Below are 19,571 nucleotides of genomic sequence, written 5' to 3'. Positions count from 1 at the left end.
TGAACAGAAAGCAGGATCACCATGTCGACCACAGCAGCGCCGTCGCGACTGCACACGGCCCGGGCCGGGGTGCAGAAGTTCGGCACGTTCCTCTCGGGCATGATCATGCCCAATATCGGCGCCTTCATCGCCTGGGGGCTCATCACGGCCCTCTTCATCGAGAAGGGCTGGCTCCCCGTCGGGGCCCTCGGCGGCTTCGGCAACGGCCCCGACGGCAAGCCTTACGTGGGCCTCGTCGGACCGATGATCACCTACCTCCTCCCTCTTCTCATCGCCTACACCGGCGGCAAGGCCGTCTACGATGTCCGCGGCGGTGTGGTCGGGGCCATCGGCACCATGGGCGTGATTATCGGCGCCGGCATCCCGATGTTCATCGGCGCCATGATCATGGGCCCCCTGGGCGGCTGGACGATGAAGAAGATCGACGCCATCTGGGACGGCAAGATCAAGCCGGGCTTCGAGATGCTTGTCAACAACTTCGCCGCCGGCATCTGGGGCGCCATTCTTGCCCTGTTCGGGTTCTACGCGATCAGCCCCGTCGTGACGTGGTTCACTGAGCAGGCGGGCCGGGTCGTCGAGTTCCTCGTCAGCAACGGTCTGCTCCCGCTCACCTCGATCTTCATCGAGCCGGCCAAGGTTCTGTTCCTCAACAACGCCATCAACCACGGCGTCCTCACCCCGCTCGGCACCCAGCAGTCCCTCGAGCAGGGCAAGTCGATCCTGTTCCTGCTCGAAGCCAACCCCGGCCCCGGCCTCGGGATCCTGCTGGCCTACATGTTCTTCGGCCGCGGCGCGGCCAAGGCCTCGGCCCCCGGTGCCGCGCTCATCCACTTCATCGGCGGCATCCACGAGATCTACTTCCCGTACGTTCTGATGAAGCCGATCCTCATCCTCGCCACGATGGCTGGCGGCATGACCGGCATCGCGACCCTCGCGGTCACCCATTCCGGGCTCGTCGCCCCGGCCGCCCCGGGGTCGATCATCGCCGTGCTGGCGCAGACGTCGAAGGACAGCTACTTCGGCGTGATCCTGTCGGTGCTGCTCGCCAGCGCCGTCTCCTTCGTCATCGCCTCGGTGATCCTGCGGACGTCCAAGGACAAGGGCGAGGGTGATCTGGCCGCGGCCACCTCCCAGATGGAGGGCATGAAGGGCAAGAAGTCCATGGCCTCGAGCATGCTCCGGGGCGGTGCTGCCGGCGGAGTCGCCACCGTGACCGAGATCAAGAAGATCGTCTTCGCGTGCGACGCCGGCATGGGCTCCTCCGCGATGGGTGCCTCGGTGCTGCGCAACAAGATCCGCGCCGCGGGCCACAAGGACGTCACAGTGGTCAACCAGGCCATCGCGAACCTCACGGACACCTACGACATGGTGGTGGTCCACCAGGACTTGGCCCTGAGGGCGGAGCAGAAGACCCCGAGCGCCCAGATCGTCACGGTCGACAACTTCATGGGCAGCCCCAAGTACGACGAGATCGTCGCGCTCCTCGACGAGCAGGAGGCCACCGAGGACGTGCCGTTCGAGGGCGTCGCCGCCAAGGCCGAGCCCGCCTCCGAGTCCGAGGCCGCGGCCTCCCACGTCCCGGTGCCGCACCGCCACGCGGAGACGCCGAACGTGCTGCGCCGCGAATCAATCGTCCTCACGGGCTCCGTCGCGGACATGGCCGGGGCGATCGACGAGGCCGGCCGGCTGCTCAAGGAGGCGGGCGCCGTCGACGACGCCTACGTGGCCTCGATGCACGAGCGCGAGAGCTCGGTCTCCACATACATGGGCAACTTCCTGGCCATCCCGCACGGCACCAACGAGGCCAAGGACCACATCCAGGCCTCGGCCGTGACGTTCGTCCGCTACGACGAGCCCGTCGACTGGAAGGGCAAGCCGGTGAAGTTCGTCGTCGGCATCGCCGGCAAGGGCAAGGAACACCTCGGCATTCTCGCCAAGATCGCCAAGGTCTTCGGCGACAAGGAGCAGGTGGCCCGACTCGAGGCCGCGACGACTGCCGACGAGGTCCTGGACATCTTCGGAAAGGTGAACGCGTGAGCGAGGCATCGGCAGGATCCCGGGGCACGGCGGTCCACTTCGGCGCGGGGAACATCGGCCGCGGCTTCGTGGGGCTGCTGCTCCACAACGCCGGCTACCGGCTCGTGTTCGCCGACGTGGCGGCGCCGCTCATCGACGCGATCAACGCCACCCCCTCGTACACCGTGCACGAGGTGGGCCAGGGCGGCGTCGACCACGTGGTGGACGGCTACGCGGCGGTGAACTCGGCCACGAACGAGGCCGAGCTCGTCGACCGCATCGCGGAGGCCGAGATCGTCACCACGGCGGTGGGCCCGACCATCCTCAAGTTCGTCGCACCGGCGATTGCGCGCGGCATCGCCGCCCGTCCCGCCGGCGCGGGCCCGCTCGCCGTCATGGCCTGCGAGAACGCGATCAATGCCACGGACATCCTCGAGGCGGAGGTCCGCGCCGCGGCGGCGGGCGAGGGGCTCGACGACGCGGCCGTGGACGCGCGCGCCGTGTTCGCCAACACCGCGGTGGACCGCATCGTGCCGACCCAGGACCCTTCCGGCGGCCTCGACGTGCGCGTGGAGCCGTACTTCGAATGGGCAATTGAGCAGGGGCCCTTCGGCGACGAAGTGCCGGACATCCCCGGCGTGACCTGGGTCGACTCGCTCGGCCCGTACATCGAGCGCAAGCTCTTCACGGTCAACACCGGGCACGCCTCCGCGGCGTACTTCGGGCGGCGCGCGGGGGCCGAGAAGATCTCGGATGCCCTCGCGATGCCGGAGGTCCGGGCCAAGGTCGAGGCGGTCCTCGCCGAGACCAAGTCCCTGCTCGTGGCGAAGTACGGCTTCGCGCCCGAGCAGCAGCAGGCGTACGTCGAGAAGATCCTCGGCCGGTTCGCCAACCCCGAGCTGCCGGACCCGGTGGAGCGCGTGGGCCGGGCGCCGCTGCGCAAGCTGTCCCGGCACGAGCGGTTCGTCGGCCCAGCCGCCGAGCTCGCCGAGCGCGGCATGCCTGCCGACGCGCTCCTGGAGGCGATGGGCGCTGCCCTCGCCTTCGACGCGCCCGACGACGAGGAGGCCCAGCGCCTCCAGGCCATGCTCGCTGGCGGGTCCACCGACGAGGCCCTCGTGGAGGAGATCACGGGCCTGTCCGCTGCGCACCCGCTCCATGGTGTGGTCGCGGCCCGGGTCAAGGAGGCCAGGGCCGCCCAGCCCGACTGAGCGCCCTGCCTTCGCCACATCGCGGGGTCACCTCTGCCGCATCGCGGGGTCAGGTCTTTCCCATCATGGGGTCACCTCTCGAAGAAGCTTGAGTGCTTCCTCGGGAGGTGACTCCGCGTCGGGTGGGGGGTGACCTCGCGTCGGGTGGGAGGTGACTCCGCGTTCGTGAAGAGGTGACCCCGCGTCGGGTGGGGGGTGACCTCGCGTCGGGTGGGAGGTGACCCCGCGTCGGGGTAGGAGGGGGGTGCTAGACCGCGACGGCGAGAATCCGCGAGCCCTTGCCCTCGTTCGTCGCGATCCACAGCTCCCGGCGCCCGGGGACCCGGACCACGTCCCGGAGCCGGCCGTACTGGCCCCGGAAGTACTCGGCCGCCCCCGGCAGCGTCCCGCCGCCCGGCACCGGTGCGCCCGGCGCGGGGAGCGGGAGCCGCCACAGGCGCTCGCCTCGAAGGCAGGCCACATAGGCGATGTCGTCCACGATGGCGAGAGCGCTCGGTGACGCGTCCGCCGTGTTCGGCCACACGTGCACGGCCGGGATGCTGCCGTTGACGCTGTGGGCGCCCGTCACGCTGGGCCACCCGTACTGCGCGCCCGGCGTGAGCAGGTTGAGCTCGTCGTCGCGGTCGGGCCCGAGCTCGCTGGCCCAGAGCCGCCCGCCGGAATCCCAGGCGAGGCCCTGGACGTTGCGGTGGCCGTAGGTGTAGATCCGGGTCCCGAACGGGTTCCCCGGCGCCGGCGAACCGTCGAGCGCCACGCGCAGGACCTTCCCGCCCAGGCTGCCGAGGTCCTGGGAGTTGGGCTGCCGGGTCGCGTCCCCGGTGCCGATGTACAGCAGCCCGTCCGGGCCCACCTTGATCCGGCCGCCGTTGTGGAACGTCCCGGCGGGGATCCCGTCGACGAGCACCCGCTCGCCGCCCACCGAGCGCCCGTCCCAGCGCAGCGCCACGACCCGGTTGCCGCCCGCGGCCGTGTAGTACGCGAAGACCGTGGAATCGTCTGCGAACCGCGGCGAGAGCTCGAGGCCGAGAAGGCCGCCCTCGCTGGTGTCGGTGCGCACGGCGATCCGGCCAGCCTCGCGGGGCTCCCCGCCGCCCGCGGGCACTTCGAGGATGCGGCCGGTGCCGCGTTCGGACACCAGCGCCGAGCCTCCGGGCAGGAAGGCGATGGACCACGGGGTGTCCAGTCCGCCGGTGACGGTGCCAGCCACCGTCGGGGCCGATGCGGCGCCCGGGGTCGGCGCGGCCGCGCTCCCGGCCGCGGACGGCCGTGGGGTGGACGACGGCGTGCACGCGCCCAGCGCTGCGGCCGCACCGGACGCCGCGCCGGCCAGGGCGAGCGCCAGGAACGCCCGGCGCGGGGTCAGTCCCCGATCAGCGGATCTCATGGGTCAGCGGCGGCCCGAGGAGGGGCTCCCGAACGAGGGCAGAGAAAAACCTGCATCGCGCCATTGAGATGCAGGTCACGCTCTCGAGTGTAGGCAGGCCCGGAGGGCGCAGACAAGTTCATCCGGGAAAAAATTGCATCCAGGCTGCGGATTATCACGACCACGGGCTCCGCGGCCGGGCGGTCCGTTCGCCGTCCACCTCGACGTCCACGCGCTCGTCGAAGAAGGCGACCAGGCCGCGGATCTGGGCCATCTCCGGGAAACTCGGCGTCGTGGCCCCGTAGCTCCAGGCCACGGGCCGCGTCTCGCCCAGGCCGGGCGCCGTCCAGTACTCCGCGACCCCCTTGTAGGGGCAGACCGTCCGCAGCGGATCCTCGGCGAGCCGGTCCCAGTGGACGTCCTCGCGGCGGAAGTAGGTCCGGGGCGGCAGCTGCCCCTCGAAGAGGCGCACGGTCTCGCTCGACTCGGCGAGGACCACGCCGTCGAGCAGGACGCGGGCGTGCGCACGGCTGGCCCGCATGTCGATCCGGCTGAACGGGTCCCGCGCGTGGCCGATCACCGGCTCGTCCTCCTCGAACCACGCGAACGCATCCGTGTCGAAGGCCACGTAGCCGGCGAGGTCGGGGTCGGCGAGCCGGAACGCCGCGCCCGGCAGCCTGATCCCGCCGACGACGACGGCGAGCGCCTCGCCGTCGGCCGTGTGGGCTGAGAACGGGTCGGGCGAGCTCGGCGGCCCCGAGGCCTCCGGCGCCTCCGGCACCGGCGCGGGAGCCGCGTGGAGCGGCTCGAGGCGCGCCGCGACATCGTCCGCCGGCACCGCGTGGAGCGGCAGGTGCCGCCCCGGCTCCCAGAGCACGACGGCGCGCCGCGAGTCGAGCACGAGGACGTCGCCGAGGCGCGCCCGCAGCCGCTTGGGCGTGGGCTCGTAGCGGAGCTGGGGGAGGAGCCGCTTGAGCTCGCGGGAAATCCTGATGGCCATAGGGCAAGCGTGGCCGGTGGGGCCCGGGATGGCAACGGGGCCCCCGGCGCGTTGCGCGCCGTGGGGCCCCGTCCAGGTGGGGCAGCGTCGGGGGTCAGCGGCAGGAACCGCCCTGGCCGAGGTGCTGGCCCTCGTTGCCGGCGCAGTACGCGCCCGGGACCACCGATCCGCTGGCCGGATCGAGGATCAGGCCGTCCCGGCGCGGCGGGGCGTTGAAGTTGAACATGCCGCCCAGCGACCCCGCGGTGGCGTCGAAGGACCCGTCACCGAGCTGGCCGAGGCCCCAGTTGTCCTCGATGAAGCGCAGGATCGAGGACTGCTGGGTCTGGGTGTGGTCCACGAAGTTGCTCTTCGCGTAGGGGGAGACCACGAGCAGGGGCAGGCGCTGGCCGGGGCCGCAGCGGTCCTGGTAGCCGCCGAGGACAGGGGTCCCCGCGGCCGCAGCGTTCTGGCACCACGCGGCGTCGTTCGCCGGGTCGTTGGAGGCGTTCTTCACCTGGGCCGCGACGTGGTCGTACCAGCCGTCGGAGTCGTCGTAGGCGAGGACCACGGCGGTCGAGTCCCAGTTCTTCGACTTCTGGATCGCGTTGATCTCGTTCACCACGAACTGCTGCTCGTCGATCGGGTCCGAGTAGCCGGCGTGCCCGTCCTGGTACATCGGGGCCTTGAGGAAGGAGACCGCGGGCATGCTGTCCGTGTTCACGACCTTGTCGAAGTCGGTCATGTCGTACTGGTGGTTCGCCGGGCCGCTGTGGCCGATCTCGGCCTCGCTCGCGGGGGCGACGTGGTGCGGATTCGCGGTGGAGGCGTAGTACTGGAACGGCTCGTGGTGCGGGCTGTAGTCGATCGAGGAGACCCCGGCCACGGACGAGTGCTTCGTGGTGCACTGCGCGTAGTCGGTGCCCTTGATCGTCGCGGTGCCCTGGGGGCGGAAGCCGCCCTGGAACCAGCCCCAGGAGACGCCCTTGGCGTTGAGGAGGTCGCCCACGTTGGTGCCCTGCATGGCGGCGAGGGCGTTGGACTTGGAGTGGCTGTTGTCGGAGCAGTCGTCGAAGGCCGGGTCGGGGTCGCCCGTCACGGTGCCCACACCCTGGGTGTTCGGCGACTTGACCGTGTAGGCGTCCGGCGCCGCGGTCTGCTGCCCGGTGAACGGATCAACGCTCACCACGCCGTGCGTCTGGCCCGAGACCAGGTTCAGGGCGCCGGGGGTCGACGGGCCGAACTCGTCGTCGTAGCTGTTGTCGCTCATCGCGAAGTGCTGGGCGTAGTTCCACATGCCGGTGACGGTGTTGCCGTCGTAGTAGCCCATGGTCAGGCCGTTGCGGCCGTAGAGCGGCGCGCCGCAGGCGTCCGTGCTCGTGTACTGGACGAACTTGTCCATGAGGCCGCCGTTGTAGGCCTGCTGCTCGGGCTTGTAGGCGTGGTCCTGGTCGCAGGTGCCGGCCTGGGCCGGGCTGAGGCGGAACGGCTGGACCGAGTTCGGGTTGTTCGGCGCGAGCAGGCCCGCGCTGGCGAGGGTGTCGACCTTCTTCGGCGTGCTGGGCGCGGCGGTGAAGGACGACGCCGGGGCGCCGGTTCCCTGGACCTTCTCACCGGGGGCGTTGGCGGCCTTCGGGTAGGTCGCGAAGTAGTGGTCGAACGAGACGTTCTCCCCGAAGATGACGACGACGTGCTTGATGGGCGTGGTGGTCGTGGACGCGGCCTGGGCGGGCAGGGCGGCGGCGACGCCTCCCGCCGCTGCGGCGGCGAGCGCCACGGCGCTCGTCGCTGCCGCGGCGCGGATGCTGAACTTGGGCATGGGCTGTGACTTTCTCACGGTGGATGGTGGTCCCCTGGCGGTGCGGGTGGTTCCCGCACCGACCTTAGGGCCGGCCTCCGTCGGAAGTTCCCGGTTTCGCCCGGGCTTCCCCATCAGTTCAGCAAGTGTTCACCCCTGCCGGGCGAGGGGCCGCGTCAGCTGCGGGTGTGCAGCCCGTCGAAGAGCACGGCCACGACGTCGTCGGCCAGCTTCGCGGGGGTGAGCGCCCCGCCGGGGCGGTACCACTCGACGATCGAGTTGATCGTGCCGAACAGCAGGCGGGACGCCGTGCGCGGATCGATGTCCGTGCGGATGCTCCCCTCCGCCCGGGCCTCGGCGATGAGCTCGGCGACCTTGCGGTCGAAGCTGCGGCGCCGCTCGAGGGCGGCCCGCTCGGTCTCCGTGTTCCCGCGCAGGCGCAGCAGGAGCGTCACGAACGGCAGCCGCTCCGTGAGCACGCGCACGGTCGAGCGGACCACGAACTCGAGGCGTTCCTCGGCCCGGCCCGACTGCGACTCCGGGGCCTCCCACACGGACTCCAGCCCGCCGAGGGCCTGCTCGAGCGCGAGGGAGAGGAGGTCCTCCTTCGAGGGGACGTGGTGGTAGATCGCGGACTTGGAGATGCCCAGGTTCTCCGCGAGGATGCCCATGCTCGTCGCATCGTAGCCGTGCCGGTTGAAGACCTCCACGGCGACGTTGAGCACCGTCTGCTGGTCGTAGCCGGGGCGGCCCCGGCGGCCCGTGGAGGAGGGGGCGCCGGAGGCGGCGGCAGGTGCTGAAGGCATGGGATCCAGTCTAGGGAAGGGAACGGGGCCGCCGGCTGCACCGGCGGCCCCGTCGGACGGTGTGGCTCAGGCCTGCTTCTCGCGCAGGTCGTAGATGCGGCGGAGCTTGCCGTTGGAGCGCTCGAGCGAGCCGGGCTCCACGACGTCGATCCGGCACGAGGAGCCGATGTGGATCTTGATCTGCTGGCGCAGCGTTGCGCCGGCCGCGTCGCGCTGCTCAGGCGTGGTGCCGTCGCGCGGCTCGATCCTGACGGTGAGCTCGTCCATGCGGCGGCCCTCGGGGCGGGTCAGGACGAGCTGGAAGTGCGGGCTCAGCTCCGGGATGCGCAGGGCGATCTCCTCGATCTGCGAGGGGAACAGGTTCACCCCGCGCAGGATGATCATGTCGTCCGTGCGGCCCGAGATGCGGCCCATGCGGCGGTGCCCCGGCCGGGCGGTGCCCGGCAGCAGGGTGGAGAGGTCCTTGGTGCGGTACCGGATGATCGGCAGGGCCTGCTTGGTCAGGGACGTGAAGACGAGCTCGCCCGTCTCGCCGTCGGCCTTGGTCTTCGTCAGGTCGAACGGGTCCACGATCTCTGGGCGGAAGTGGTCCTCCCAGATGTGCGAGCCGTCCTGGGTCTCGACGGACTCGCCCGCCACGCCCGGGCCCATGACCTCGGAGAGGCCGTAGATGTCCGAGGCCTTGAGGCCGAACATCTCCTCGAGCTCGGCGCGCATCTCGTTGGTCCATGGCTCGGCGCCGAGCACGGCGTACTTGAGCGAGGTCTTGCGGGGGTCGAGGCCCTTGTGCAGCATCGCGTCGCCGATGGTGAGCAGGTAGGTCGGCGTGCAGCAGATGGCGTCCGGGGCGAAGTCCTCGATGAGCTGGATCTGCTTCTCTGTCTGGCCGCCGGACATCGGGATGACCGTGGCGCCGAGCTTCTCGATGCCCGAGTGCGCGCCGAGGCCGCCGGTGAAGAGGCCGTAGCCGTAGGCGTTGTGGACCTTCATCCCGGGGCGCACGCCGGCCGCGCGGAAGCAGCGCGCCACGATCGTGGCCCAGGTGTCGAGGTCCTGCTTCGTGTACCCGACCACGGTGGGGCGGCCCGTGGTGCCGGAGGAGGCGTGGATGCGGGTGACCTGGTTCATCGGCACGGCGAACATGCCGAACGGGTACTCCTCGCGGAGGTCCTCCTTCGTGGTGTACGGGAACTTGGCGAGGTCGTCGAGCTCCTTGAGGTCCTCGGGGCGGACCCCGGCCTCGTCGAACTTGCGCGTGTAGTGGGGCACGCGCTCGTAGGCGTACTTGACCGTCTCCTTGAGGCGGGTCAGCTGCAGGGCCTCGATCTCGTCGCGGCTCATCGTCTCCTCGGCGTCGAGGACGGCGGGGCCGAAGGCTGAGGCGGTGGGTGTCTCGGGGGCGGATGCGGTCTGGGTCACTGCGGTGCTCACTTCGTTGTCGGCTGGGGAGGGGCGGGGTCGGTGCGGGGGGAGCGGCGGTCCGCGGCGCACGACGGCGGCCACGCGCCGTCGTGCTCTGCCGCCGGGCCGAGCGGCCCGGCTAGCGCTGGGGGATGGTCCGGGACCGGCCGCGGAACTCGACCACGAGGCGGCCGGGGGCCTCCGCCGTGTGGGGGGTGTCCGCGGGGGAGGCGAAGACCTGGATGTCGTAGAGGCCGCTGCGGCCGGCGTTGGCCCGGCGGGCGGCGACGGCCGTGATGAGCTCGCCCTCGTGGGCGGGGGCGAGGAAGTTCACGTCGACGCCGGCGGCGACCGTGATGGTGTTGTGGCCCTCCTCGGGCGTGTGCGGGTTGCACGCGAGGGCGAAGGCAGAGTCGGCGATGGCGAAGAGCATCCCGCCGTGGGCGATGCCGAAGCCGTTGAGCATCTCCCGCCGCAGTGTCGTGGACACGGTGGCCGTGCCGTCCCCGAGGTCGAGGACCGACAGGCCCATCCATTCCGTCGCGTAGTCGTCCGTGAGGATCGGGTGGGCCAGCGTGTGGGCGGGAGCAGCTTCGCTCATGGGGCACCTTCTCGCAATTCTTTACCGAATGTTCATTAGGTAATCCCATGACCCCCGGACGTGTCAAGGAGCACACCGCCCGAGACCCGCCGCCGAGGGGCAGGGCGCGGGTGCCGACGACCTGCAAGACTGGTCCTGACCAGGCCGGCGGCACCCGAACAGGAGCCCACATGTCACGAGGCATCTACGTCAGCGCCACCACCCCGGGCTCGGGGAAGTCGCTCATCGCCCTCGGGGTGGCCGAGGCCCTCCACGCGCGCACGGGGAGCATCGGATTCTTCAAGCCGGTGGCGATGGCCGAGCAGCCGGACGACGACCCCATGGTGGCCCTCATGCGCTCGCGGTTCGGCCTCGACCCGGCGGTGTGCCGCGGCGGGCTCTCCGCCCGCGAGGTCCGTCGGCTCCTCGCCGAGGGCCAGCGCGAGGAGATCGACGCGCGCTGCGTCGAGGTCTTTGCGGAGATCGCCTCCCGTGTGGACATCGTGATCGTCGAGGGCACCGACCTGACCGGGCAGGACTCGGCTGTCGAGTTCGCCCTCAACGCCCGCCTCTCCAATGACCTCGGCTGCCCCATGCTCGCCGTCGTGAGCGGCCGGGACCGCACCCCGGAGGAGATCGCCGACGCCGTCGACGTGGCGCGCAAGGAGCTGTATGCCGCCCGCTGCAGCCTCCTCGTGATGATGGTCAACCGCGCCGAGCCCGAGGCGATGGACGCGATCAGGGCCGCCATCCGGCCCGGGGTCTCCCACCGGCCGGTGTACGTGCTGCCCGAGCTCGCTGAGATCTCCCGGCCCACCACCGGGGAAGTCTCGGGGGCGCTCGCGCTGCGGCAGATCGCCGGGAGCGCGGACATGGAGCGTGAGGTCAGCGGCGTGAAGGTCGCGGCCATGAGCGTGGCGAACTTCATCGGCGCGCTCGAGAACGGCGACCTGGTGATCGTCCCCGGCGACCGCGCCGACGTCATGGTCGGTGCCCTCGCCTCGACGTTCTCCCCCGAGTTCCCCGTGCCGGCGGCGATGATCCTCACCGGCGGCCTCGCACCGGATGCGCACATCCTGCCGCTGCTCGCGCAGGCCCCCTTCCCGGTCTTCGCCTACGAGGGCGACACCTACCGCGCCGCCCGCGCCGTCTCCGAGGTCCGCAGCGAGATCTGGACAGGCCACCGCCGCAAGGTCGCCTCCGCCCTGGGGGCGTGGGCCCGGCACGTGGACGACGACGAGCTCGTCGAGCGGCTCAACCTGCCCCGCCCCGACACGATGACGCCCCTGCGCTTCCTGCACGAGCTCATCGGCCGGGCGCGCGCGCAGCGCACGCGGATCGTGCTGCCCGAGGGCACGGACGTGCGCATCCTGCGGGCGGCGGACATCCTCCACCGCCGCGACGTGTGCGACCTGACGCTCCTGGGCAACGAGAGCCAGGTCCGGGAGATCGCGGCCGCCAACGGCGTCCCGCTCGAGGGCATCGACGTGGTGGACCCGGCCTCGTCGCCGCTGCGCGAGCGGTTCGCCGAGGAGTACGCCCGGCTGCGCGCCCACCGCGGCGTCGACCTCGCCAAGGCCCTCGAGGTCATGCTCGATGTGAGCTACTTCGGCACCATGATGGTCCAGCTCGGGATCAAGGACGGCATGGTCTCCGGCGCCGCGCACACGACAGCCCACACCATCCGGCCGGCGCTGGAATTCGTCAAGACCAAGCCCGGCGTCAAGATCGTCTCCTCGGTGTTCCTCATGCTCATGGCGGACCGCGTGCTCGTCTACGGGGACTGCGCCGTGAACCCGGAGCCGAACGAGGAGCAGCTCGCGGACATCGCGCTGGCGTCGGCGGAGACGGCCGCCGAGTTCGGCGTCGAGCCGAGGGTTGCGATGCTCTCCTACTCGACCGGGCTCTCGGGGTCGGGGGAGGCCGTGGACAAGGTCCGCCGCGCCACCGAGCTGGTCCGCGGCCACCGCCCGGACCTGGCCGTGGAGGGGCCCATCCAGTACGACGCCGCCGTGGACGCCTCCATCGCGGCCTCGAAGCTGCCCGGGTCCGACGTCGCCGGGCAGGCGACCGTGTTCATCTTCCCGGACCTGAACACGGGCAACAACACCTACAAGGCGGTCCAGCAGTCCTCCGGGGCCGTCGCCGTCGGCCCCGTCCTGCAGGGGCTGCGCAAGCCGGTCAACGACCTCTCCCGCGGCTGCACCGTCGAGGACATCGTCAACACCGTCGCCATCACCGCCATCCAGGCCCAGAGCGTCCGCGCCGCCGCCCAGCCCGCCGCCCAGGCCGTCTAGCCCCAGTCCAGGTCCGCCCCGTCCTGCCCCGTCCGAAGGAGTCCCGCGTGCTCGTCCTCGTCATCAACTCCGGCTCGTCCTCCCTGAAGTACCAGCTCCGCGACGTCGGGGAGGCCGACGGCGGCCGGGAGCCGGAGCCCGCGGTCCTCGCCGAGGGGCTGATCGAGCGGATCGGGTTCGACGGCGGTCCTGCGGACCATGCCGAGGCGCTCGGCCAGGTCGATGCCGAGCTGCACCGCGTGCTCGGCGACCGCACGGTCGACGCCGTGGGGCACCGCGTGGTCCACGGGGGCGAGCGGTTCTCGGAGCCGGTCCTCGTGAACAACGAGATCACCCGCGCCATCGAGCGGCTCAATCCGCTCGCACCGCTCCACAACCCCGCCAACGTGCTGGGCCTGCGCGCCATCGCCTCCAAGTGGCCCGAGATGCCGCAGGTGGCCGTCTTCGACACGGCCTACCACCGCACCATCCCCGAGCACGCATGGCGCTACGCCGTGCCCAACTGGCTGTACACGCACCATGGGATCCGCCGCTACGGCTTCCACGGCACCTCGCACCAGTACGTCGCCGGGCGTGCGGCCGAGCTCCTGGGGATCGCCCCGGAGGAGTTCGACGGCGTGGTGCTCCACCTCGGCAACGGCGTGTCCGCCACAGCCGTGCAGGGCGGGGAGAGCATCGACACGTCCATGGGGTTCACCCCGCTCGAGGGCCTCGTCATGGGCACGCGCTCCGGCGACCTCGACCCCTCGATCCTCGTGTTCCTCGCCCGGCAGGGCCACGGTGCGGACGAGATCGACGACCTCCTCAACCGCGAGTCCGGACTCAAGGCGCTCGCGGGCTCGAACGACATGCGCACCGTCGTGGAGGCCGCCGAGAGCGGGGACCGGCGCGCGCAGGTGGCCCTCGACGTGGCGTCGTACCGGCTCGCGAAGTACATCGGCGGCTACCACGTCGCGGTCGGCGGGGCGAAGGCCATCGTGTTCACCGCCGGGATCGGGGAGAACTCCGCCGCGTTCCGGGCCCGCGTGGCCGCCCGCCTCGGCGCCCTCGGCGTGCTGCTCGACGAGGGCCTCAACGCCGTCCGCTCGAAGGAGCCCCGGACGGTCTCGTCCCCCGATTCCGCCATCCAGCTGCTGGTGGTTCCCACCGACGAGGAGAGGGCGATCGCGGAGGCGACGGCCGCCGTCGTCCGCGCCGCCGTGCCCCGCTAGCCCGATCCGCGAGCTCACCCGGGGGGGAGCACCAGGTCGCGCCGTGGGAGCGCGAGGTCACCGCGGTGGGTGAGGCGCGCGCCACACGAGACCTGCGCCACAGCGCAGATCTGGGGCACGCCGCGGGTGCTTACACTGGACGGCGGCCCGGGCCGGCCGGCGCGGGCACGCCTCTCGAAGGACCGCTTTGCCAGTGCACGACCATTCCTCGCCCGCCGCCGTCTCCGCGGAGGGCTACCAGAAGTCCCTCACCCGCCGCCATGTGCAGATGATCGCGATGGGCGGCGCCATCGGCGTCGGCCTGTTCATGGGAGCCGGCGGCCGCCTCGCCTCGACCGGCCCCGCGCTCGTCTTCTCCTACGCGATCGCCGGCGCGATCGCGTACCTGCTCATGCGCGCGCTCGGCGAACTGGTCATGTACCGGCAGACCTCGGGCTCGTTCGTGAGCTACGCGGGGGAGATGTTCGGCCCCAAGGGCGCGTACCTCTCCGGCTGGATGTACTTCGTGAACTGGGCCATGACGGGCATCGCCGAACTCCTCGCGATCGGCCTGTACTTCCAGTACTTCTTCCCCAACGTCCCCGTCGAGGTCTCGGCGGTGTGCGCCCTGGTGCTGCTGGTGGCCGTGAATCTCCTGAGCGTCAGGGCGTTCGGCGAGTTCGAGTTCTGGGCGTCCGTGCTCAAGGTCGGAGCCATCAGCCTCTTCCTCATCGCCGGGACCGTCATGGTGGTCCTCAACACCCAGATCGGCGCCACCCGCGCCGCACCCGCGAACCTCCTGGCGGGCGACGGGGGGATGTTCCCGCACGGCGTCTTCGCCATGGTCCTGGTGCTCAACGCCGTGATCTTCGCCTACAACGCGATCGAGCTGGTGGGCATCACCGCCGGGGAGATGGAGGACCCCCAGCGCGAGGTGCCGCGCGCCATCCGCGCCGTGGTGCTGCGCATCGTGGTCTTCTACGTCGGGTCCGTGCTCCTGCTGGCCATGCTCCTCCCGTCGGGCCAGTACAAGGCCGGGGTCAGCCCCTTCGTCACTGTCTTCGACCAGCTCGGCGCGGGCTGGATCGGCGACGTCATGAACCTCGTGGTCATCACCGCCGCACTCAGCTCGTGCAACACCGGCCTCTACTCGATCGGCCGGATCTTCCGCACGATGGCGGACAACGGCCACGCCCCGCACTGGCTCACCCGCATGTCCTCGCGGCGGGTGCCGTACGCCGCGATCCTCGCGATCGCCGCGGTCTACCTCGTGGGCATCCTGGTGAACATCTGGGCTGGCGGGACCCACGCCTTCGACCTCGCCCTCAACACTGCCTCGATCGGCGTGATCTTCACCTGGGGCTCCATCTTCGCCTGCCAGCTCATGCTGCGCAGGAAGCGGGGCGGCTCCGCCTCGACCCTGCCCATGCCCGGTTCGCCGTGGACGAGCTGGCTCGGCCTGGGCGCCCTGGCCGCGATCACCGTGCTCATCGCGTTCGACACCATGACGGACAAGGCCACCGGCGAGGTGTACCCCATCGGCCTGTACACGGTCCTCAGCGTCCCCGTGATCGCGCTGCTCCTCTGGCTCGGCTGGCTTCTGGTCAAGCGCCGCGAGGGCTCGCTGGCCCCCGCGTCCGAGGACACCGACGCGGAGACCGCGGACGCGAACGCCTGAGGTCCTCGACGCCCACCTGGGGCCACCTTCTGGAGGTCACCTGATGTGACTCCAGGAGGTGGCCTTCAGGAGGTGGCCTTCAGGAGGTGACTTTCAGGATCATCGCGGGAGGAGCTCGCGGGCGCCGAGGGCGTCCGCGATGAACGCGTAGTCCCAGGCTCGTTCCTTCCACGCTTCGTAGCGTCCCGACGCGCCGCCGTGCCCGGCGTCCATCTCGGTCTTGAGCACGATCGGCTGCCCCGACGTGGTGGCCGCGCGCAGTGCCTGCACCCACTTGGCCGGCTCGACGTACAGCACCCGCGTGTCGTTGAAGCTCGTCACGGCGGCCACCTTCGGATACGGGGCCCGGCGGATGTTCTCGTACGGGGTGTAGGACTTCATGTAGGCGTAGACCTCGGCGTCCTCGATCGGGTTGCCCCACTCCTCCCACTCGAGGGCCGACAGCGGCAGCTCGGGGTCGAGGATCGTGGTGAGGGCGTCCACGAACGGCACTTGCGCGACCGCGGCGGCGTACTTCTCCGGGGCCAGGTTCAGCACCGCGCCGATGAGGAGGCCGCCGGCGGAGCCGCCCATGCAGGCGATCCGTGCCGGGTCCGCCCATCCGGAGGACGCGACCCAGTCCGTGGCGGCCACGAAGTCGGTGAACGTGTTCCGCTTGTGCAGCTTCTTGCCGTCCTCGTACCAGTGCCGGCCCAGCTCGCCGCCGCCGCGCACGTGGGCGACGACGAAGACGATGCCCCGGTCCAGCAGGCTGAGTCGGGCGATGGCGAAGGCCGGGTCCATGCTCACCTCGTACGAGCCGTACCCGTAGACGAGGGCCGGGTTCGTCCCGTCCCGCTCGACCGACGCCCGCCGCACCACGGACAGCGGGACCCGAGTGCCGTCGTCGGCCGTCGCCCAGGCTCGCTCGGCCACATACTGGCCCGGGTCATACCCGCCGAGCACGGGGGTCTCCTTGCGCAGGAGCAGCTCGCCGGTGGCCAGCACGTAGTCGTAGACGCACGGGGGAGTGACGTAGGAGGTGAAGCTCAGCCGGGCCACCGGGGCGCCGTGCTCGGTGACGCCGCCGCCCGCCGTGTAGAGCTCCTCGCCGAACTGCGGCTCGACGAACGACGGCGTGCGGCCGGCGTCCGCGGCCTCGACGGCGTCCGCAAGGGGTGCGAAGCGGACGGTGGTGACGGTGTCCCTGCGCAGCGTGACGATGAGATGCGTCGCGGAGACGTCCGCCCCCTCCACCTTGACCTGCTCGTCATGCGGAACGAGGGTCGACCAGCGCTGTTCGGAGAGGGGCTTGGACGTCTCGGACAGGTCCACGAGGGAGAGCATGCTGTTCGGCGCCGAGCCCTCGGGCCCTTGCGGACGCCCGTCGTGCAGGAGCAGCAGCCTCGTGCGGCCCCCATGCTCGAACGGCTCGGCCGAGTGCAGGATGCGCTCCTCGCGGCCCAGTACGAGCCGGAGCGCGGCGTCGGGATCGGCCAGGTCGAGGATGCGGGTCTCGGAGTACTCCGAGTTGCCGATCCCCACGAGGAGCCAGCGGCGGTCCGAGGAGAGGTCGATCCCGGTCCACTGCGCGACATCGTCCTCCTGGTACAGGACCGTGTCCTGCTCCGGCGGCGTGCCGAGCACGTGCACGCGCACCTGGTAGGGCCGCCACGAATCGTCCGCGACCATGTAGAACAGCCGCGAGCCGTCAGGATCGAACTCGAGGCCGTAGAACACGCCCTCGATGACCTCGGGCAGGTGCTCCCCGGTGCGGAGGTCCTTCACGCGCAGGGTGAAGGTCTCGTCCCCGGCCGTGTCCACCGAGTAGGCGTACAGGGTGCCGTCGCGGGAGACCGCCGCCCCGCCGAGCGCGAAGAAGGGGTGGCCCTCGGCCTCGGCGTTCCCATCCAGCAGCACCTGCTCGCCGGGGACCGCGGTGCCGGGCACCACCGCCGGCGGCGTCCACGCGTCCAGGGTGCCCTCGTCCACGGCGCCGCGGGCCGGTCCGCCGGCGGAGTCCGCCCGGACCCGGCAGTAGATCGGGTACTGCTGGCCCTCCACGGTGCGCGCGTAGTACCACCAGCCGTCCTTGCGGGCAGGCACCGAGAGGTCGGTCTCCTGGGTGCGGCGCTTGATCTCCTCGAAGATCGCATCGCGGAGGGGCTGCTGGCCGGCGGTCACGGCGTCGGTGTAGGCGTTCTCCGCTGCGAGGTGTGCGACCACCTCCGGGTTGTCCTTCTGGCGCAGCCATTCATACGGGTCCACAAAGGCGTCGCCGTGGTGCTCGCGCGTCGAGGGCACCTTCTTCGCGACAGGGGCTTCCGGCACGGTGGCTTCAGTCATGGCCCCACCCTAGCTGGCGGCGCCGACAGTCCTCGGCGGGGCTACCCGCTCGTGCGGTACCATTTCCGTGACTGTGCGCACGCCAGCGCCATGACCATTGGGGAGGTACACGCGGGTGGAGCAGGGCACTGGCCTCAGCGCCGAACAAGGGATGTCACTGACGGACTATCTGCGGATCGCACGGCGGTTCTGGAAGGGCATCGTGGCGCTCGTCCTGGTGTCCACCGTGGCCGCGTTCGGCTGGTACCTCATCCAGCCGCGCATCTATTCGGCCGAGGCGAGCGGCATGGTGATCAGCTCCGGTGCCGACAACCTCTCCTGGTCCCTCGCCGGGGACAGCCTGGCCAAGTCGAAGGCGAAGTCCTACAAGGCCGTCGCCGAGTCCGCGTCGGTCGCGGACCGCGTGATCAGCGACCTCAGCCTGCCCACGACCGCCCAGGACCTCCTCGGGAACGTGGCGGTCACGGTGCCCACGGACGGCACCGAGATCCGCATCGATGCGAGGGACAAGGATCCGGTCCAGTCCCAGAAGGTGGCCAACGACTGGGTGAAGGCCCTGGCCAGCCAGGTCAGCGACCTCGAGAAGGACGCCAATTCCAACGCCAAGGGCAACCCGGCCGTGAAGGTCGTGCCGCTCGTCACCGCGATGGTCCCCACCGAGCCGGTCTCGCCCAAGCTCACCCTCGCGCTGGGCGTCGGCGTGGTCGGAGGCCTGCTCCTGGGCCTCGCGTACGCCTTCATCCGCGACCGTGTTGACCGCCGGATCCGTACCTCCGAGGAGGCCGAGCGCTTCGGCTACCCCGTGATCGGAACGCTTCCGCTCGACGATGTGCTGGTGAAGGGCTCGAGCGTCCTCGAGGGGACCGGCGGCCACCAGTTCATGAGCGAGGCGCTGCGCGAGCTCCGCACCAACCTGCGCTTCATCGACGTGGACCACCAGCCCAGGATCGTGCTCGTCACGAGCTCGCTGCCCTCCGAAGGCAAGTCGACGGTGATCGCCAACCTGGCCTCCACCCTGGCGGCCGATGCGGAGCCCGTCATCGTGGTCGACGCGGACCTGCGCCGCCCCAACGTCCACAACGTCTTCGACATCGTCGGCGACGTCGGCGTCACCGACATCCTCTCCGGACGTGCCCGCATCGACGACGTGATGCAGACGTGGCACCGCAACGACCTGGTCCGCGTCCTCGCCGCCGGGCACATCCCGCCGAACCCCTCCGAGCTCCTCGGGTCCCAGGCCATGCGGAACCTGCTGGCCACCCTGTCGCAGGACGCGCTCGTGCTCGTGGACGCGCCCCCGCTGCTCCCGTTCACTGACGCCGCCGTCCTCTCCCGCGCCGCGGACGGCACCCTCGTGCTGGTGCGGGCCAACCGGACCAAGGTGGACGAGCTCTCCCATGCGCTGGGCAACCTGCAGCGCGTCAAGGGCCGCGTCCTCGGGCTCATCCTCAACGGCATTCCCGCGAAGGGCGCCGACGCGCGCGCCCGCGGCTACTACGGCCGATACGGCTACGGCGAGCCGCCCGCAGAGGACCGGACGCTCGAGCCCGCAGCGCAGCCCCGCGAGGCACGGAGCCGGCGAGGGTCCGCGGGGTCGGCCGAGGACTGGTCGGGCAGCGGGCAGTCGATGACGGACGACGCCGCGGGGTCGCGGTGGGACCGCCCGTTCGACGAGGACAGCCAGGGGGCGCACGGCTTCGGAGCGCCGTCTCCGGGGCAGGACCGTCTGGGCCTCGCCGCCGAGCACGACCAGCCGGATGGGCCGCGCGGCCACTCCGGGTGGGCGCAGCCGGGCTACGGCGAGGATCCGGGCGCGCACTCCACCGATGCTGACGAATCCGCGGCGGACGACGGCGTGTGGCTTCCTGCCCGCGTGCGCGAGTCCTACGGCTCCCGGCGCCGCGGCCTCTGAGGCCGCGTCCGGGAC

13 protein-coding genes are annotated in these 19,571 nt (G+C 71.1%); 6 read left to right on the top strand and 7 right to left on the bottom strand.

Annotation, left to right across the window (positions count from 1 at the left end; genetic code table 11):
* Positions 1-21: 21 nt before the first annotated feature.
* Together SA2016_RS15885 and SA2016_RS15880 are read left to right on the top strand one after the other, a co-directional pair.
* Positions 22-2,037, top strand: coding sequence for a PTS mannitol transporter subunit IICBA (locus tag SA2016_RS15885; protein ID WP_066499918.1), 2,016 nt, complete (start codon positions 22-24; stop codon positions 2,035-2,037).
* Positions 2,034-3,227, top strand: coding sequence for a mannitol-1-phosphate 5-dehydrogenase (locus SA2016_RS15880; RefSeq protein WP_066499917.1), 1,194 nt, complete (start codon positions 2,034-2,036; stop codon positions 3,225-3,227). Before SA2016_RS15885 ends, SA2016_RS15880 begins: the two co-directional genes overlap by 4 nt.
* A 247-nt stretch (positions 3,228-3,474) precedes the next feature.
* Here the strand turns inward: SA2016_RS15880 and SA2016_RS15875 are convergent, their stop codons facing one another.
* From SA2016_RS15875 to SA2016_RS15850, 6 genes are all read right to left on the bottom strand, one after another.
* Positions 3,475-4,611, bottom strand: a complete 1,137-nt coding sequence (locus tag SA2016_RS15875; protein ID WP_084249585.1) for a PQQ-dependent sugar dehydrogenase — start codon at positions 4,609-4,611, stop codon at positions 3,475-3,477.
* Positions 4,612-4,765: 154 nt separating this feature from the next.
* Positions 4,766-5,590 (bottom strand): DUF427 domain-containing protein, encoded by an 825-nt coding sequence (locus SA2016_RS15870; protein ID WP_066499911.1) that lies wholly within the window; start codon positions 5,588-5,590, stop codon positions 4,766-4,768.
* Positions 5,591-5,684: 94 nt separating this feature from the next.
* A complete protein-coding gene (locus SA2016_RS15865; RefSeq protein WP_084249584.1) occupies positions 5,685-7,388 on the bottom strand; it encodes a phospholipase C in 1,704 nt (567 codons plus the stop codon).
* A 155-nt stretch (positions 7,389-7,543) separates the two neighbouring features.
* Positions 7,544-8,173 (bottom strand): TetR/AcrR family transcriptional regulator, encoded by a 630-nt coding sequence (locus tag SA2016_RS15860; RefSeq protein WP_066499909.1) that lies wholly within the window; start codon positions 8,171-8,173, stop codon positions 7,544-7,546.
* A 66-nt stretch (positions 8,174-8,239) separates the two neighbouring features.
* A complete protein-coding gene (gene paaK / locus SA2016_RS15855; RefSeq protein WP_084249797.1) occupies positions 8,240-9,514 on the bottom strand; it encodes a phenylacetate--CoA ligase PaaK in 1,275 nt (424 codons plus the stop codon).
* A gap of 199 nt (positions 9,515-9,713) precedes the next feature.
* Entirely contained in the window at positions 9,714-10,175 is a 462-nt protein-coding gene (locus SA2016_RS15850; protein WP_066499904.1) for a hotdog fold thioesterase, read from the bottom strand.
* Positions 10,176-10,345: 170 nt separating this feature from the next.
* On the opposite strand from SA2016_RS15850, the gene pta reads away from it, so the two are divergent.
* From pta to SA2016_RS15835, 3 genes are all read left to right on the top strand, one after another.
* Positions 10,346-12,451: a phosphate acetyltransferase gene (gene pta / locus SA2016_RS15845; protein ID WP_066499898.1), complete on the top strand. Its 2,106-nt coding sequence runs from the start codon at positions 10,346-10,348 to the stop codon at positions 12,449-12,451.
* A gap of 47 nt (positions 12,452-12,498) precedes the next feature.
* A complete protein-coding gene (locus tag SA2016_RS15840; protein WP_066499896.1) occupies positions 12,499-13,662 on the top strand; it encodes an acetate/propionate family kinase in 1,164 nt (387 codons plus the stop codon).
* Between the two features lie 193 nt (positions 13,663-13,855).
* Positions 13,856-15,319, top strand: a complete 1,464-nt coding sequence (locus SA2016_RS15835) for an amino acid permease (protein ID WP_229710743.1) — start codon at positions 13,856-13,858, stop codon at positions 15,317-15,319.
* Between the two features lie 99 nt (positions 15,320-15,418).
* Here the strand turns inward: SA2016_RS15835 and SA2016_RS15830 are convergent, their stop codons facing one another.
* Positions 15,419-17,644 (bottom strand): S9 family peptidase, encoded by a 2,226-nt coding sequence (locus SA2016_RS15830; RefSeq protein ID WP_066499894.1) that lies wholly within the window; start codon positions 17,642-17,644, stop codon positions 15,419-15,421.
* Between the two features lie 151 nt (positions 17,645-17,795).
* Between SA2016_RS15830 and SA2016_RS15825 the strand changes: the two genes are divergently transcribed.
* Positions 17,796-19,556, top strand: coding sequence for a tyrosine-protein kinase domain-containing protein (locus SA2016_RS15825; RefSeq protein ID WP_141305708.1), 1,761 nt, complete (start codon positions 17,796-17,798; stop codon positions 19,554-19,556).
* Positions 19,557-19,571 lie beyond the last annotated feature (15 nt).

The organism is Sinomonas atrocyanea (assembly GCF_001577305.1).
Classification (GTDB): Bacteria; Actinomycetota; Actinomycetes; order Actinomycetales; family Micrococcaceae; genus Sinomonas; species Sinomonas atrocyanea.
Note: the sequence above shows the minus strand (reverse complement) of the source record. Positions and strands in the feature narration are given on the sequence as shown.

Coding starts and splice junctions, on each gene's coding strand:
- SA2016_RS15870 (WP_066499911.1), bottom strand. CDS start 5,590: ATGGCCATCAGGATTTCCCGCGAGCTCAAGCGGCTCCTCCCCCAGCTC.
- paaK (WP_084249797.1), bottom strand. CDS start 9,514: ATGAGCCGCGACGAGATCGAGGCCCTGCAGCTGACCCGCCTCAAGGAG.
- SA2016_RS15825 (WP_141305708.1), top strand. CDS start 17,796: ATGTCACTGACGGACTATCTGCGGATCGCACGGCGGTTCTGGAAGGGC.
- pta (WP_066499898.1), top strand. CDS start 10,346: ATGTCACGAGGCATCTACGTCAGCGCCACCACCCCGGGCTCGGGGAAG.
- SA2016_RS15860 (WP_066499909.1), bottom strand. CDS start 8,173: ATGCCTTCAGCACCTGCCGCCGCCTCCGGCGCCCCCTCCTCCACGGGC.
- SA2016_RS15875 (WP_084249585.1), bottom strand. CDS start 4,611: ATGAGATCCGCTGATCGGGGACTGACCCCGCGCCGGGCGTTCCTGGCG.
- SA2016_RS15850 (WP_066499904.1), bottom strand. CDS start 10,175: ATGAGCGAAGCTGCTCCCGCCCACACGCTGGCCCACCCGATCCTCACG.
- SA2016_RS15830 (WP_066499894.1), bottom strand. CDS start 17,644: ATGACTGAAGCCACCGTGCCGGAAGCCCCTGTCGCGAAGAAGGTGCCC.
- SA2016_RS15885 (WP_066499918.1), top strand. CDS start 22: ATGTCGACCACAGCAGCGCCGTCGCGACTGCACACGGCCCGGGCCGGG.
- SA2016_RS15865 (WP_084249584.1), bottom strand. CDS start 7,388: ATGCCCAAGTTCAGCATCCGCGCCGCGGCAGCGACGAGCGCCGTGGCG.